This window comes from Actinotignum stranguriae, from assembly GCF_051265215.1.
Classification (GTDB): Bacteria; Actinomycetota; Actinomycetes; order Actinomycetales; family Actinomycetaceae; genus Actinotignum; species Actinotignum schaalii_C.
The window spans coordinates 62,536-75,140 of the sequence record NZ_JBOZCJ010000001.1 but is presented as its reverse complement, the minus strand read 5'-3'; the positions used below and the strand labels follow the sequence as shown (position 1 = coordinate 75,140).

Genomic DNA, 12,605 nt, shown 5'->3' with positions numbered 1-12,605 from the left:
TCTAGAGTCCCAGGAGGGCCCAGTGGCGAAGGCCAAGTACGATAAGTCCAAGCCGCATATGAACATTGGCACCATCGGTCACGTCGATCACGGAAAGACGACCACGACCGCTGCTATCACCAAGGTTCTGTCGGATAAGTACCCGGATCTGAACGAGTACACCCCGTTCGATCAGGTTGACAACGCTCCCGAAGAGCGCCAGCGCGGTATTACCATCAACGTGTCCCACGTGGAATACCAGACCGAGAAGCGTCACTACGCACACGTTGACGCCCCCGGCCACGCGGACTACATCAAGAACATGATCACCGGTGCGGCCCAGATGGACGGCGCGATCCTCGTGGTTGCGGCGACCGACGGCCCGATGGCCCAGACCCGCGAGCACGTGCTGCTCGCCCGTCAGGTTGGCGTGCCCCAGATCATCGTTGCTCTCAACAAGTCCGATATGGTTGACGACGAAGAGCTGCTCGAACTCGTGGAAATGGAAGTTCGTGAACTTCTGTCCTCCCAGGAGTACCCGGGCGATGACCTCCCGGTCGTGAAGATCTCCGCTCTCAAGGCGCTGGAAGGCGATCCGAAGTGGGTTGCTTCCATCGAAGAGCTCATGGACCAGGTGGACAACTACTTCGAGGATCCGGTGCGTGACACCGATAAGCCGTTCCTCATGCCGATTGAGGACGTCTTCACCATTACCGGTCGTGGCACCGTGGTCACCGGCCGTGTGGAGCGCGGTATCCTCAACCTCAACGAGGAAGTGGAAATTCTCGGTATCCGCGATACCCAGAAGACCACCGTCACCGGTATCGAAATGTTCCACAAGCAGATGGACTACGCCGAAGCCGGCGAAAACTGCGGTCTGCTGCTCCGCGGTACCAAGCGTGAAGATGTTGAGCGCGGCCAGGTTGTGGCCAAGCCCGGCACCATCACCCCGCACACCCAGTTCGAAGCTCAGGTCTACGTGCTGAAGAAGGAAGAAGGCGGCCGTCACAACCCGTTCTTCTCCAACTACCGCCCGCAGTTCTACTTCCGCACCACGGACGTCACCGGCGTCATCACGCTGCCTGAAGGCACCGAGATGGTTATGCCCGGCGACAACACCGAGATGTCGGTTGAGCTCATCCAGCCCATCGCCATGGAAGAAGGCCTCGGCTTCGCTATTCGCGAGGGCGGCCACACCGTTGGTTCAGGGCGCGTCACCAAGATCATCAAGTAACTTTGATGCATCTGGGCGCAGCTACCCGGTCACCGGGTAACTGAGCAAAACGTCCGCCGCGAGGCGGGAAGGGACCCTAGCACTGCGCTAGGGTCCCTTTGTTATGCGTGGGTGTTAGGGGCGCTGTGCGGTGCGCCGTTACGCTTGATGCTTGCGTGCCGTACAGGTGCGCCGCTGCGCGATGCGCAACCGCGCGGGGATGCTTGCGCGCCGTCGTATATTTGCACGACGACGCAGAACTTGGCAGAGTGGCGCTATGGCTCTTGAGGACGTGTATAAGAAAATCGGGTTTCCCGGTGATATGGCGGGCAGCGTTGCCCCGGCAGCAGGAAACGCAGCCCCGGCAGCGGTGGGTGCTGCAGGCTCGGCGGGATCTGTCGCTCCGGCCGCGGTACTCTGGGATATGGACGGCACCCTGGTGGATTCTGAAGAGGAATGGGCCCGGGTATCTGGAAATGTGGTGCGTTCCCACGGTGGAATCTGGACCGATGAGGATGTGCTGGCGATCCGCGGTGCGGATACGATTGCGCACGGGCGGCGCATGATGGCCGCGGTACGCCGCGGCGGGGGAGAAGTGGACCCCTGGAAAATGTTTGCTGAGGTGCTAAGGGCCATGGCCGATCATATGGCCGATGCGGAACTTATTGACGGGGCGGCTGAGCTCCTCGATGCTTTCTCCGCGGCCGGCATCCCGCAGGCACTTGTTACGGCCACCCCGGGCCGCCCGGTGGAAATCTTCCTGGCCGGGCCGGGAAGCAGGCTGGAGGCGGCGGTTACCGGGGATGATGACGTCCCCGGTAAACCGAATCCCGCCCCGTACCTCCTGGGTGCGCAGCGCCTTGGCGTTCCTATTGAGAGCTGCCTCGCTTTCGAGGATTCCGGGCCGGGGCTGGCCGCGGCCCGCAATGCCGGCGCTTTCACCGTGGATGTGGGGGAGTTCCCCCTGGCTGAACTCGCGGCTTTGCTCTAGCACGCCGCCGCGCGGCCCACCCGCTAGAAGGACGTGATAACCACGCGCCCAATCCCGGCGTGATGATCCACCATCGCCTTATAGGTGGCGTCGATATCATCAAGGGCAATTTCCGTGGCGACAAGGTCATCCAGGTGGAGGCGGCCCTGCTGGTAGAACTCCACGTACTGGGGAATATCGGTCTTAATATCGGTATTCCCCATGTACACCGCGTGGATATGGCGCCGGTGCACGAAGAATTCGTTGAGCGGATTAATGGTCCACTCCATCTCCGGCTTGAAGACCCCGGCTACGTACACGTCCCCACCCTGGCGGGTGGCGGCGATGGCCGTCTCCATCGTGGGCACGATGCCGAGAGCCTCGAAGGACTTATCCACCCCGCGCCCCTCGGTCGCGGCGAAGATCTGCTCGATAACATCCCGGTCGCCCGCGTTCACGAAGTGGGTCATCCCGAATTTCTTTCCGAATTCTTCCTTCTCCGGGTTGGTATCCACCCCGATAATCCGGCTGGCCCCGGCAATGCGGGCGCCGTTGACGATGCTCAGGCCCACTCCGCCCAAGCCCACCACCGCCACGGTGTCACCGGGGCGTACCCGCGCGGTATTGAGAGCCGCGCCCGCGCCAGTAATGACCGCGCAGCCGATCACGCAGGCCTGCGGGAAAGGCATGTCCGGGTTGATCTTCGCGATCTGGTGTTCGTGCACGAGCGCCTGCTCCGCAAAGCCGGCAATGCCGTAGGTTTGGAAAATCGGTTCGCCTTTCCGGCTCAGCCGCGGGGCTTCGTCTGGGCCGCGTAGTGTTTCCTCCGGGAATTCGCATTCGTACATGCGTGATTCGCGGCAGGCCCGGCAGTGTCCGCAATACTGGATGAGGGAGGCAACCACGTGGTCACCCACCTTGATTTCCTTCACGTCCGGGCCTACGGCAGTAACCACGCCGGCGGCTTCGTGCCCGAGCACCTGCGGGAAGGGGAAACCGAAATTGGTGGTGGAGAGCGTGAGATCCGAGCGGCACAGGCCGGAAGCCTTGACGTCGAAAAGTACCTCGCGCCCGATGGGTTCGGCAATTTCGATATCTTCGATGGTGAACCCACCGCCCACAGAATTGACTACTGCTGCTTTCATGCTTACTCCTTTCCTGAAAGCGAGGAGAGGAACTCCGCCGCGGAGATTCCCTCCGGGAGAAGAATCGACTGGATATTGGCGAATTCGCGTACCCCTTCGTAGCCCATCTCGCGCCCGAAACCGGAGCGCTTGACACCGCCGAAAGGCATGCCGGCGGGAACAGCGGGAACCGGGGAGTTAATAGCAACGGTGCCGGTATCTACCCGGGCGGCAACGCGCGCGGCATGCGCAACGTCTACCGAATGAACCGTTCCGCCCAGCCCGTAGCACGAATCATTAGCCAGTCGGATTGCTTCTTCTTCCGAGGATACCCGGTACACGCTCCAGACCGGCCCGAAAATCTCCTCGTAGAAGAGGGGGTTATCCCGCTCCACGTTTTCGAGCAGGGTGGGCTGCACCCAGGTATCTCCCTCGGGAACGATATGGCCCAGGGGAGTGGCGCTCGCCCCGCCTTCGATAGCCCGCCGAATCTGATCATTGACCGTGGCGGCCTGCTCGCGGGACGACATGGGCGGCACGGTGGTGTCTTCTGCTGCCGGGTCCCCGGGCCGCAGCTGCGCGGTGCTCTCCTTGAGGCCGGTAACGAAACGGTCATAGAGCGCATCGGGAACGATCATGCGTTTGGGGGAGGCGCATACCTGGCCGGCATTGAAGCAGCGTCCCATAATTGCCAGCTGGATGGTGGCCTCAATATCGGCGTCGTCCAAAACAATAAAGGGATCGGAACCACCCAGTTCCATCACGGATTTCTTCAGGTGCCGGGACGCGAGCTGCGCGATTTTCGCTCCCGCAGCTTCTGAGCCGGTGAGCGTAACAATGCGTACCCGGTCGTCGCTGATGAGCCGCTCCACCTGCGCGTGGGTGGCGTAGAGATTTTGCCATACCCCGCGCGGCAGCCCGGCATCGTAGAGCACCTGGACAATCGCTGCGGCGCATTGCGGCAAAATCGACGCGTGCTTGAGGATAACCGTGTTGCCGCAGAGCATTGCGGGCGCGAAACCGCGAATGGCCTGGTAGTACGGGAAGTTCCACGGTTCAATTTCGACGACGACGCCCTCCGGGCGATAGTCAATATAGCCTTCAAAAGGTGCGGCGGTGGAGCTGACAGGGCGCGGAGCTAAAATATTTTCCGCTTCATCAGCGAGCCAACGCAGCATTGTTGGAACGGTGCCGCCGGCTTCCCCGGTGGCTTCCCCAATGAGTTTGCCCATTTCCAGGGTGGCCAGCGCCCCGAGTTCGCTCGCGCGTTCTTCCGCGATATCCGCGGCGCGGCGCAAAATAGCGGCGCGTTCGGCGATGGAGGTGCGGCTCCACGTCTGGAATGTTTCGTGGGCCAGCTCGAGGGCCTTATCCACCTCGGCATCGGTGGCATAGGGGAACTCGGCGAGCACCTCACCGGTATAGGGATTTGTTGATCGATAGGACATCTTTGTCTACCTCCTCGGTATGGTGGATGATCACCCGCCCGCAGCATCCGCGCTGCTAAGCGATGTAGATCACTTAAGGCCATGCTAGGTGGTGGCGGCATCCGGGGCAAGGGTGGGGCGACGGCGCCGCTGGCGGCCCGCGTGGCCGAGAGTCCGGGAGGCTGCGGCGTCGTCGTACCGCGACGTGAAGCGCTTCACCGCAACCGTTTCTTGCACGAAACGCGGCCTTTCGGTAAAATTTTTACCCGTGCCGGCAGGCCTTCGGGCTCGCTGGGAATGAGAAACGGCGCACGTTCGCCGTGAAAGTCTTGAAAGTACGCCGAAGTTTTTGGCATACTTAACAAGTTGCTCGGATTACGAGCGAAGGAACTTAATCGGTTACCCAACGCCGATTATCGTATAAAGGGTTCTCCGTAACCTCACATAGGGCATGGCTACTAGATTTACCTCCGGTACGACACGCCCGAGTGCGGGTACCGGGCACCGAAGCTAAAGAGAGGTAGACGCGCCATGGCGGGACAGAAGATCCGCATTCGGCTGAAGTCATATGACCACGAGGTCATTGATAGCGCGGCCAAGAAGCTCGTCGATGAAGTTGCGCGTACCGGCGCGACCGTGGTGGGACCCGTCCCGCTGCCGACGGAAAAAAACGTTTTTTGCGTTATCCGCTCGCCCCACAAGTACAAGGACTCCCGCGATCACTTTGAGATGCGCACACACAAGCGCCTTATTGACATCGTGGATCCCACCCTGAAGACGATTGACAGCCTGCGCCGTCTCGATCTTCCGGCTGACGTCAACGTGGAAATCAAGCTCTGAGGTAATACGCAATGAACTCCAAGCAAGCTGTTGCCAGCAAGCCCGTGAAGGCGTTGCTGGGCACGAAGCTGGGGATGACCCAGCTCTGGGATGAGGACGGGCGCCTCCTTCCCATTACCGTTGTGCGCGTGGGCACCAATGTGGTGACCCAGGTTCGCACCCCCGAGGTTGACGGCTATTCCGCCGTGCAGCTCGCCTCGGGCGATGAAAAGACGAAGAACGTCACCAAGCCGCTCCAGGGCCACTTCGCTAAGGCCGGTGTTACGCCGCGCAAGAAGCTGGCGGAAATCCGCACCCCCGATGCCAGTGAATACACGCTCGGGCAGGAACTGACCGCGGATATCTTCGAAGCCGGTCAGTCCGTTGACGTTATCGGTACCTCCCGCGGTAAGGGCTTCGCCGGTGTGATGAAGCGTCACGGCTTCGCCGGTGTGTCGGCCTCCCACGGTGCGCACCGCAACCACCGCAAGCCCGGTTCCATCGGCGCCTGCGCCACCCCCTCGCGCGTCTTCAAGGGTCTGCGCATGGCTGGTCGCATGGGTCAGGACCGTGTCACGGTGCAGAATCTGTCCATCCACTCCGTTGACCTCGAGAACGGCCTGTTGCTCGTGGTTGGCGCCATCCCCGGTGCAAAGGGTGGCTCGGTTGTGGTCCGCACGTCCGTGAAGGGAGCCTAACAATGGCAGACTTCAAGATTGACGTTCTCGATGAAACCGGCAAGGTGACCTCGCAGGCCACCCTCCCGGCTCAGCTCTTTGATCTCGACTTCAATATGGCGCTGGTCCACCAGGTCGTTAACGCGCAGCAAGCTGCCGCTCGCCTCGGTACCCACGCCACGAAGACCCGCGGTCAGGTGTCCGGCGGCGGCAAGAAGCCGTGGCGCCAGAAGGGGACCGGCCGGGCCCGCCAGGGTTCGATCCGCGCTCCGCAGTGGGTCGGTGGCGGCGTTGTCCACGGCCCGCAGCCGCGTGACTACTCGCAGCGCACCCCCAAGAAGATGATCGCGGCCGCGCTGCTGCAGTCCCTTTCGGACCGGGCTCGCCACGAGCGTATTCACGCCGTGACCGCTTTTGTTGCCGATGAGACCCCGTCCACCAAGGCGGCGCGTACGCTCATCGAGAAGATGAACGAGGGGCGCAAGGCGCTCGTCGTGGTCCAGCGTGAAGATGACGCCTCGGTGCTCTCCGTGCGCAACCTCCCGCAGATCCACGTCCTCTACGTTGATCAGCTCAATAGCTACGACGTTCTTGCTGCTGACGACGTTATCTTCACCGAAGCCGCGCTCGGCGCGTTCGTGGAGAAGAACACCAAGAAGGATGAGAAGTAATGACTGAGAACGGTAACTTCTGGAATAAGAACCCGCACGATGTCATCCTCGCCCCGGTGATGTCGGAGAAGAGCGCGCTGCTCGAAGAACAGGGTAAGTACACCTTCTTCGTTGATCCGCGTTCGAATAAGACCGAAATCAAGCAGGCCGTCGAAGCGATTTTTGGCGTCAAGGTTGCCTCCGTCAATACGCAGAACCGCCAGGGCAAGACCCGGCGTACGCGCAACGGCATCGGGCGGCGCAAGAATACCAAGCGGGCCATCGTCACCTTGCGTGAAGGCTCCATCGACATCTACGGCGAAATCGTCTAATAGGCGATTCGAGGAACTGAGGAATAAGAACTCATGGGAATTCGTAAGTACAAGCCGACGACCCCGGGTCGTCGCGGTGCGAGCGTTGCCGACTTCGCCGAGATCACTCGTTCGACCCCGGAGAAGTCCCTCGTTCGTCCCCTGAAGAAGACCGGTGGGCGTAACAACCAGGGACGCATCACCACCCGTCACAAGGGCGGTGGGCACAAGCGCCAGTACCGTCTCATCGACTTCCGTCGCTGGGATAAGGACGGCGTGCCGGCCAAGGTTGCGCACATTGAATACGATCCGAACCGCACCGCGCGCATTGCGCTGCTTCACTTCGTTGATGGCGAGAAGCGTTACATCGTTGCTCCCCGCGGCGTGAAGCAGGGCGATCTCATCGAAACCGGTCCGAATGCGGATATCAAGCCCGGCAACAACCTGCCGCTGCGCAATATCCCGCTCGGTACCACGGTGCACAATGTGGAACTCAAGCCGCTGGGCGGGGCCAAGATCGCCCGCAGCGCCGGCGCTTCCGTGCAGTTGGTTGCCCGCGAAGGCAAGTACGCGCAGCTGCGTATGCCCTCCGGTGAAATCCGTAACGTGGACGTGCGTTGCCGCGCCACCGTCGGTGAAGTCGGCAATGCCGAGCAGGCGAATATCAACTGGGGTAAGGCCGGCCGTATGCGCTGGAAGGGCGTGCGCCCGACCGTCCGCGGTGTTGTGATGAACCCGGTGGACCACCCGCACGGTGGTGGTGAAGGTAAGACGTCCGGTGGGCGCCATCCCGTTAGCCCGTGGGGCAAGAAGGAAGGCCGTACCCGCCGTCCGAACAAGGCCAGCGACAAGCTCATCGTGCGCCGTCGCAAGACCGGCAAGAAGCGCTGAGGAAGGATTAGCTGATGCCCCGCAGTTTGAAGAAGGGTCCGTTCGTCGACGAGCACCTCTACAAGAAGGTCGACGAGCAGAACGAGAAGAACACCAAGAACGTAATCAAGACCTGGTCGCGTCGGTCGGTTATCACCCCCGATTTCCTGGGTCACACCTTTGCAGTGCACGATGGACGCAAGCATGTGCCGGTATTCATTACCGAATCCATGGTTGGCCACAAGCTCGGGGAGTTCGCCCCGACCCGCACCTTCCGCGGGCACGACAAGGACGACCGAAAGGGCCGCCGGCGCTAAGCCGGGGCCTCGAGCGAGAGAGTAAGGCAGAACTATGGAAGCAAAGGCGCAGGCGCGCTTCGTGCGCGTGTCGCCCATGAAGGCCCGTCGTGTCGTGGACACCATCCGCGGCCGGCGCGCCCTGGACGCTATTGACGTACTGCAGTTCGCACCGTTTGCGGCCGCCACTCCGGTTCGTAAGATCGTGGAGTCGGCCATCGCCAACGCGCGCTACGCCGCCGAGCAGGCGGGGGAGCGCTTCGATGAGTCCGAGCTGTTCATTGGCGAAATTTACGCCGATGAAGGCCCGACGATGAAGCGTATCCAGCCGCGTGCCCAGGGCCGGGCGAACCGCATCAACAAGCGGACGAGTCACATCACCGTTATCGTTACCGACGAGAAGCCCAAGACCAAGAACCAGAGGAGGGCCCGCTAGTGGGACAGAAAGTCAACCCTATTGGGTTCCGTCTCGGCATCACGACCGACCACCGCTCCAAGTGGTTCGCTGATTCCACCAAGAAGGGGCAGCGCTACTCGGACTACGTCCTCGAAGATGTCAAAATCCGTGACATGATCGAAAAGACGCTCGAGCGCGCCGGGATTTCCAGCGTGCACATCGAGCGCCGCGCCGAGCGCGTGGTTGTGGATATCCACACCGCTCGCCCCGGCATCGTCATTGGCCGGCGCGGTGCGGAAGCTGATCGCCTCCGCGCTGATCTGGAGAAGCTGACCGGTAAGGCCGTGCAGCTCAATATTCTCGAAGTGAAGAACCCGGAAGCTGACGCCCAGCTCGTGGCGCAGGGTATCGCGGAACAGCTCGCCTCGCGCGTGTCCTTCCGCCGCGCCATGCGCAAGGGTATCCAGTCCGCCGAGCGCGCCGGTGCCAAGGGCATCCGCGTGCAGTGCTCGGGCCGTCTGGGTGGCGCCGAAATGTCGCGCAGCGAGTTCTACCGCGAAGGGCGCGTGCCGCTGCACACCCTGCGCGCGAATATCAACTACGGTTTCTACGAAGCGCGTACCACCTTCGGCCGCATCGGCGTGAAGGTGTGGATCTACCGCGGTGATCTGACCGACGCTGAGTACTACCGCAGCCTCGCGGAAGCTCCGCGCGGTGGGCGCGGGGGCCGTTCGGATCGTCGCGGTCGCCGCGGCGCCGGTCGCGGTCGCGGTGGCCAGCGTGGGGAAGCCCGCAGCGAACAGGCTCAGAGCCCGGCGGCCGGAGCCGAAGCTCCGGTGGCCGCGCCGGAATCAACCGGAACGGAGGCATAACTCATGCTGATTCCTCGTCGTACTAAATGGCGCAAGCAGCACCGTCCGCACCGTAAGGGTATGGCCAAGGGCGGAACTCAGCTGGCTTTCGGTGAATACGGCATCCAGGCGCTCGAGCCGGCCTACATCACCAATCGTCAAATTGAAGCAGCCCGTATTGCCATGACGCGTCACGTCAAGCGTGGCGGTAAGATCTGGATCAATATCTTCCCGGATCGCCCGCTCACCAAGAAGCCGCTCGGCGTGCGTATGGGTTCGGGTAAGGGCCCGGTGGAAACCTGGGTTGCCAATATCAAGCCCGGCCGGGTCATGTTCGAAATGGCCGGCGTGGATGAGGCTCTCGCCCGTGAGGCCATGAGCCGCGCCCAGCACAAGCTGCCCATCAAGACCCGCTTTATCACCCGTGAGGAGGTTGAGTAATGGCTAAGGGACTGACCACCGCGGAACTCGACGCGATGACCGACGCGGAGCTTCTCGAGAAGCTTGCCGAGTCGAAGAAGGAACTGTTCAACCTCCGCTTCTCGGCGGTGACTCACCGCCTGGAGGACAGTGGCCGCCTGCGGGAAGTTCGTCGCGAGATTGCTCGCATTTACACCATTAAGAGCGAGCGGGAGAAGAACATTCGAACCGCTCCGGCCGCTCAGTAAGTGAGGATGAGATGAGCGAGAACGCAAGCACCGAAACACGTAATCATCGCAAGTCGCTGCGCGGCTACGTGGTCTCCGACAAAATGGACAAGACCGTTGTTGTTGAAGTTGAAGATCGCGTAAAGCACCCGCTATACGGTAAAGTTATTACCCGCACCAAGCGAGTGAAGGCGCACGACGAAAATAACGAAGTTCGCGTAGGCGATTTGGTTTCCATTATGGAAACCCGCCCGCTCTCCGCGACCAAGCACTTCCGGGTCGTTACGATCATCGAGAAGGCGAAGTAGTTAGGGCTTTCCTAGCTTGAGCGAATGTGACCGGCCTGAACGCAGGCGGCCCTCGCATGTGGGCCAAAGGCGTTTGGGCCGGCGCAGTTCGCGCGAACCCATTCGTTCGGCAAGGCTCGAATCCGAGAACCGGCACGACAATAGGAGATAGAAACACATGATCCAGCAGGAGACGCGGCTTAGCGTCGCCGATAACACCGGTGCCAAGGAACTTTTGTGCATCCGCGTGCTCGGCGGCTCCGGCCGGCGCTACGCCGGAATTGGTGACACCATCGTCGCCACCGTCAAGGATGCTATTCCGGGCGGAAACGTAAAGAAGGGCGACGTCGTCAAGGCGGTCGTCGTCCGTGCAGTTAAGGAAACGCGCCGCAAGGACGGGTCCTACATCAAGTTCGACGAAAACGCAGCCGTGCTGTTGAAGAACGACGGCGAACCCCGCGGCACCCGTATCTTCGGGCCCGTTGGGCGTGAGCTTCGCGACGCGAAGTTCATGCGCATCATTTCGCTGGCTCCGGAGGTGATCTAATGGCGAAGATTAAGAAGGATGATCTCGTCCAAGTTATCGCCGGGCGCGATAAGGGTATGCAGGGGCGCGTGCTTTCCGTTGATACCAAGCGTGATCGCGTCATCGTGGAAGGCGTCCAGCGCGTGAAGAAGCACGTGCGTGTGGGGCAGACCTCGCGGGGCGGCACCACCGGCGGTATTGAAACCGTTGAAGCACCGATTCACATTTCGAACGTTGCCCTCGTTCACGATGGCAAGCCGATTCGCGTGGGCTACCGCGAGGTAGAGGTGGAGCGCGACGGCAAGAAGAAGATTGTCCGTGAGCGCATCGGACGCCGCGGCGGGAAGGAAATCGAACTGTGAGCGATACCCCCCGTCTCAAGGTGAAGTACCGGGAACACATCATCCCGGAACTCCAGGAAGAATTTAAGTACGTCAATGTCAACCAGGTTCCCAAGATCGTCAAGGTCGTGGTGAATATGGGCGTGGGTGATGCTGCGCGTGACTCCAAGGTACTCGACGGCGCCGTCGCCGATATGACGGCGATTACCGGCCAGAAGCCGATGATCACCAAGGCCAAGAAGTCCATCGCGCAGTTTAAGCTGCGTGAAGGCCAGGCCATCGGGTGCTTCGTCACCATCCGCGGTGACCGCATGTGGGAATTCCTCGACCGGCTTATTTCCACCGCGCTGCCGCGTATCCGCGACTTCCGCGGCCTTTCGCCCAAGCAGTTTGACGGCAACGGGAACTACACCTTCGGTCTGACCGAACAGACCGTGTTCCACGAGATCGACCAGGACAAGATTGATCGCGTGCGCGGTATGGACATCACCGTGGTGACCTCTGCCGGGAGCGACGACGAAGGGCGCGCTCTTCTCAAGCATCTCGGATTCCCCTTCAAGGAGGCCTAAATATGGCAAAGACCGCTCTGAAGCAAAAGGCCGCCGGTAAGCAGAAGTTCGCCGTTCGTGCGTACACCCGTTGCAACCGGTGCGGCCGTCCGCATTCCGTTTACCGCAAGTTCGGCCTGTGCCGTATTTGCCTGCGTGAGTTGGCCCTGCGCGGCGAACTCCCCGGTGTTAAGAAGTCCAGCTGGTAAAGACTACGTCGCAGGTCCATCGGAAACCGCGACGAGGAAGGGCCACAGCCCAAAATGACAATGACTGACCCAATCGCAGACATGCTGACGCGTCTGCGTAACGCCAATTCGGCGTTCCATGAGTCGGTGTCTATGCCGTACTCCAAGATTAAGTCCCATATTGCGGACATCTTGAAGCGCGAAGGCTACATCGACTCCTACGAGGTGGAGAGTGCCCAGGTGGGCAAGACTCTCACCCTCACGTTGAAGTACGGATCGAACCGTGAGCGCGCCCTTGCTGGCGTCCGGCGCATCTCCAAGCCGGGCCTGCGCGTTTACGCGAAGTCCACGAACCTGCCGCGCGTTCTTGACGGCCTGGGTGTGGCTATTTTGTCCACCTCCTCCGGCCTCATGACGGACCGCGAGGCCAAGGATAAGGGCGTTGGCGGGGAAGTCCTCGCTTACGTCTGGTAATGGGAAGTAG

Annotated in this window: 20 protein-coding genes; 18 read left to right on the top strand and 2 right to left on the bottom strand. The window is 61.3% G+C overall.

The annotated features are described in order from the left end of the window. Window positions 1-22 precede the first annotated feature (22 nt). Both tuf and ACRQEG_RS00395 read left to right on the top strand, forming a co-directional pair. A complete protein-coding gene (gene tuf / locus ACRQEG_RS00400) occupies window positions 23-1,213 on the top strand; it encodes an elongation factor Tu (protein ID WP_087070535.1) in 1,191 nt (396 codons plus the stop codon). Between the two features lie 256 nt (window positions 1,214-1,469). Further along, window positions 1,470-2,183 carry an HAD family hydrolase gene (locus ACRQEG_RS00395; RefSeq protein WP_159455007.1) on the top strand — a complete coding sequence of 238 codons (714 nt, stop codon included), beginning with the start codon at window positions 1,470-1,472 and terminating at the stop codon, window positions 2,181-2,183. A gap of 23 nt (window positions 2,184-2,206) precedes the next feature. Here ACRQEG_RS00395 and ACRQEG_RS00390 read toward each other — a convergent pair whose 3' ends face one another. Together ACRQEG_RS00390 and ACRQEG_RS00385 are read right to left on the bottom strand one after the other, a co-directional pair. Then, window positions 2,207-3,307, bottom strand: a complete 1,101-nt coding sequence (locus ACRQEG_RS00390) for a zinc-binding dehydrogenase (protein WP_087070537.1) — start codon at window positions 3,305-3,307, stop codon at window positions 2,207-2,209. Between the two features lie 2 nt (window positions 3,308-3,309). Then, a complete protein-coding gene (locus tag ACRQEG_RS00385; RefSeq protein ID WP_087070538.1) occupies window positions 3,310-4,734 on the bottom strand; it encodes an aldehyde dehydrogenase family protein in 1,425 nt (474 codons plus the stop codon). A 510-nt stretch (window positions 4,735-5,244) separates the two neighbouring features. Here ACRQEG_RS00385 and rpsJ point away from each other — a divergent pair. The 16 genes from rpsJ to rpsH all read left to right on the top strand — a co-directional run bounded on the left by rpsJ (window position 5,245) and on the right by rpsH (window position 12,595). After that, entirely contained in the window at window positions 5,245-5,553 is a 309-nt protein-coding gene (gene rpsJ, locus ACRQEG_RS00380) for a 30S ribosomal protein S10 (protein ID WP_016443104.1), read from the top strand. A gap of 11 nt (window positions 5,554-5,564) precedes the next feature. After that, complete coding sequence (gene rplC, locus ACRQEG_RS00375; RefSeq protein WP_016443103.1) at window positions 5,565-6,230, top strand: 50S ribosomal protein L3; 666 nt, start codon at window positions 5,565-5,567, stop codon at window positions 6,228-6,230. 2 nt (window positions 6,231-6,232) lie between these two features. Further along, on the top strand, window positions 6,233-6,880 hold the full coding sequence (gene rplD / locus ACRQEG_RS00370) for a 50S ribosomal protein L4 (RefSeq protein ID WP_087070539.1): 648 nt from the start codon (window positions 6,233-6,235) through the stop codon (window positions 6,878-6,880). Beyond that, window positions 6,880-7,191: a 50S ribosomal protein L23 gene (rplW, locus tag ACRQEG_RS00365; RefSeq protein WP_016443101.1), complete on the top strand. Its 312-nt coding sequence runs from the start codon at window positions 6,880-6,882 to the stop codon at window positions 7,189-7,191. The genes rplD and rplW overlap by 1 nt, the downstream gene beginning before the upstream one ends. A 33-nt stretch (window positions 7,192-7,224) precedes the next feature. Then, window positions 7,225-8,061, top strand: a complete 837-nt coding sequence (gene rplB / locus ACRQEG_RS00360; protein ID WP_026428283.1) for a 50S ribosomal protein L2 — start codon at window positions 7,225-7,227, stop codon at window positions 8,059-8,061. A gap of 14 nt (window positions 8,062-8,075) precedes the next feature. Further along, a complete protein-coding gene (gene rpsS / locus ACRQEG_RS00355; protein WP_026428282.1) occupies window positions 8,076-8,357 on the top strand; it encodes a 30S ribosomal protein S19 in 282 nt (93 codons plus the stop codon). 34 nt (window positions 8,358-8,391) lie between these two features. Further along, the gene (rplV, locus tag ACRQEG_RS00350) at window positions 8,392-8,772 is read left to right on the top strand and encodes a 50S ribosomal protein L22 (RefSeq protein ID WP_016443098.1); all 381 of its coding nucleotides are present in this window, start codon (window positions 8,392-8,394) and stop codon (window positions 8,770-8,772) included. After that, window positions 8,772-9,605: a 30S ribosomal protein S3 gene (rpsC, locus tag ACRQEG_RS00345; RefSeq protein WP_026428280.1), complete on the top strand. Its 834-nt coding sequence runs from the start codon at window positions 8,772-8,774 to the stop codon at window positions 9,603-9,605. Before rplV ends, rpsC begins: the two co-directional genes overlap by 1 nt. Window positions 9,606-9,608: 3 nt before the next feature. Beyond that, window positions 9,609-10,025 carry a 50S ribosomal protein L16 gene (gene rplP / locus ACRQEG_RS00340; protein ID WP_016443096.1) on the top strand — a complete coding sequence of 139 codons (417 nt, stop codon included), beginning with the start codon at window positions 9,609-9,611 and terminating at the stop codon, window positions 10,023-10,025. Continuing rightward, on the top strand, window positions 10,025-10,252 hold the full coding sequence (gene rpmC, locus ACRQEG_RS00335; RefSeq protein WP_016443095.1) for a 50S ribosomal protein L29: 228 nt from the start codon (window positions 10,025-10,027) through the stop codon (window positions 10,250-10,252). Before rplP ends, rpmC begins: the two co-directional genes overlap by 1 nt. Before the next feature lie 11 nt (window positions 10,253-10,263). Further along, window positions 10,264-10,539: a 30S ribosomal protein S17 gene (gene rpsQ / locus ACRQEG_RS00330; RefSeq protein WP_026428279.1), complete on the top strand. Its 276-nt coding sequence runs from the start codon at window positions 10,264-10,266 to the stop codon at window positions 10,537-10,539. A gap of 157 nt (window positions 10,540-10,696) precedes the next feature. Continuing rightward, window positions 10,697-11,065: a 50S ribosomal protein L14 gene (rplN, locus tag ACRQEG_RS00325; RefSeq protein ID WP_016443093.1), complete on the top strand. Its 369-nt coding sequence runs from the start codon at window positions 10,697-10,699 to the stop codon at window positions 11,063-11,065. After that, complete coding sequence (gene rplX / locus ACRQEG_RS00320) at window positions 11,065-11,406, top strand: 50S ribosomal protein L24 (protein WP_016443092.1); 342 nt, start codon at window positions 11,065-11,067, stop codon at window positions 11,404-11,406. The genes rplN and rplX overlap by 1 nt, the downstream gene beginning before the upstream one ends. Next, entirely contained in the window at window positions 11,403-11,954 is a 552-nt protein-coding gene (gene rplE, locus ACRQEG_RS00315) for a 50S ribosomal protein L5 (RefSeq protein ID WP_016443091.1), read from the top strand. The genes rplX and rplE overlap by 4 nt, the downstream gene beginning before the upstream one ends. A gap of 2 nt (window positions 11,955-11,956) precedes the next feature. Continuing rightward, complete coding sequence (locus ACRQEG_RS00310; protein ID WP_016443090.1) at window positions 11,957-12,142, top strand: type Z 30S ribosomal protein S14; 186 nt, start codon at window positions 11,957-11,959, stop codon at window positions 12,140-12,142. Window positions 12,143-12,196: 54 nt separating this feature from the next. Continuing rightward, the gene (gene rpsH, locus ACRQEG_RS00305) at window positions 12,197-12,595 is read left to right on the top strand and encodes a 30S ribosomal protein S8 (RefSeq protein ID WP_026428278.1); all 399 of its coding nucleotides are present in this window, start codon (window positions 12,197-12,199) and stop codon (window positions 12,593-12,595) included. Window positions 12,596-12,605 lie beyond the last annotated feature (10 nt).

What these genes read in the sequence shown, in the direction of transcription:
- rplX (WP_016443092.1), top strand. Translation starts at nt 11,065, where the DNA reads ATGGCGAAGATTAAGAAGGATGATCTCGTCCAAGTTATCGCCGGGCGC.
- rpsJ (WP_016443104.1), top strand. Translation starts at nt 5,245, where the DNA reads ATGGCGGGACAGAAGATCCGCATTCGGCTGAAGTCATATGACCACGAG.
- ACRQEG_RS00310 (WP_016443090.1), top strand. Translation starts at nt 11,957, where the DNA reads ATGGCAAAGACCGCTCTGAAGCAAAAGGCCGCCGGTAAGCAGAAGTTC.
- rpsS (WP_026428282.1), top strand. Translation starts at nt 8,076, where the DNA reads ATGCCCCGCAGTTTGAAGAAGGGTCCGTTCGTCGACGAGCACCTCTAC.
- ACRQEG_RS00390 (WP_087070537.1), bottom strand. Translation starts at nt 3,307, where the DNA reads ATGAAAGCAGCAGTAGTCAATTCTGTGGGCGGTGGGTTCACCATCGAA.
- rpsH (WP_026428278.1), top strand. Translation starts at nt 12,197, where the DNA reads ATGACAATGACTGACCCAATCGCAGACATGCTGACGCGTCTGCGTAAC.
- rplP (WP_016443096.1), top strand. Translation starts at nt 9,609, where the DNA reads ATGCTGATTCCTCGTCGTACTAAATGGCGCAAGCAGCACCGTCCGCAC.
- rpmC (WP_016443095.1), top strand. Translation starts at nt 10,025, where the DNA reads ATGGCTAAGGGACTGACCACCGCGGAACTCGACGCGATGACCGACGCG.
- rplW (WP_016443101.1), top strand. Translation starts at nt 6,880, where the DNA reads ATGACTGAGAACGGTAACTTCTGGAATAAGAACCCGCACGATGTCATC.
- rplV (WP_016443098.1), top strand. Translation starts at nt 8,392, where the DNA reads ATGGAAGCAAAGGCGCAGGCGCGCTTCGTGCGCGTGTCGCCCATGAAG.
- ACRQEG_RS00385 (WP_087070538.1), bottom strand. Translation starts at nt 4,734, where the DNA reads ATGTCCTATCGATCAACAAATCCCTATACCGGTGAGGTGCTCGCCGAG.
- rplD (WP_087070539.1), top strand. Translation starts at nt 6,233, where the DNA reads ATGGCAGACTTCAAGATTGACGTTCTCGATGAAACCGGCAAGGTGACC.
- rpsQ (WP_026428279.1), top strand. Translation starts at nt 10,264, where the DNA reads ATGAGCGAGAACGCAAGCACCGAAACACGTAATCATCGCAAGTCGCTG.
- rplC (WP_016443103.1), top strand. Translation starts at nt 5,565, where the DNA reads ATGAACTCCAAGCAAGCTGTTGCCAGCAAGCCCGTGAAGGCGTTGCTG.
- ACRQEG_RS00395 (WP_159455007.1), top strand. Translation starts at nt 1,470, where the DNA reads ATGGCTCTTGAGGACGTGTATAAGAAAATCGGGTTTCCCGGTGATATG.
- rplN (WP_016443093.1), top strand. Translation starts at nt 10,697, where the DNA reads ATGATCCAGCAGGAGACGCGGCTTAGCGTCGCCGATAACACCGGTGCC.
- rplB (WP_026428283.1), top strand. Translation starts at nt 7,225, where the DNA reads ATGGGAATTCGTAAGTACAAGCCGACGACCCCGGGTCGTCGCGGTGCG.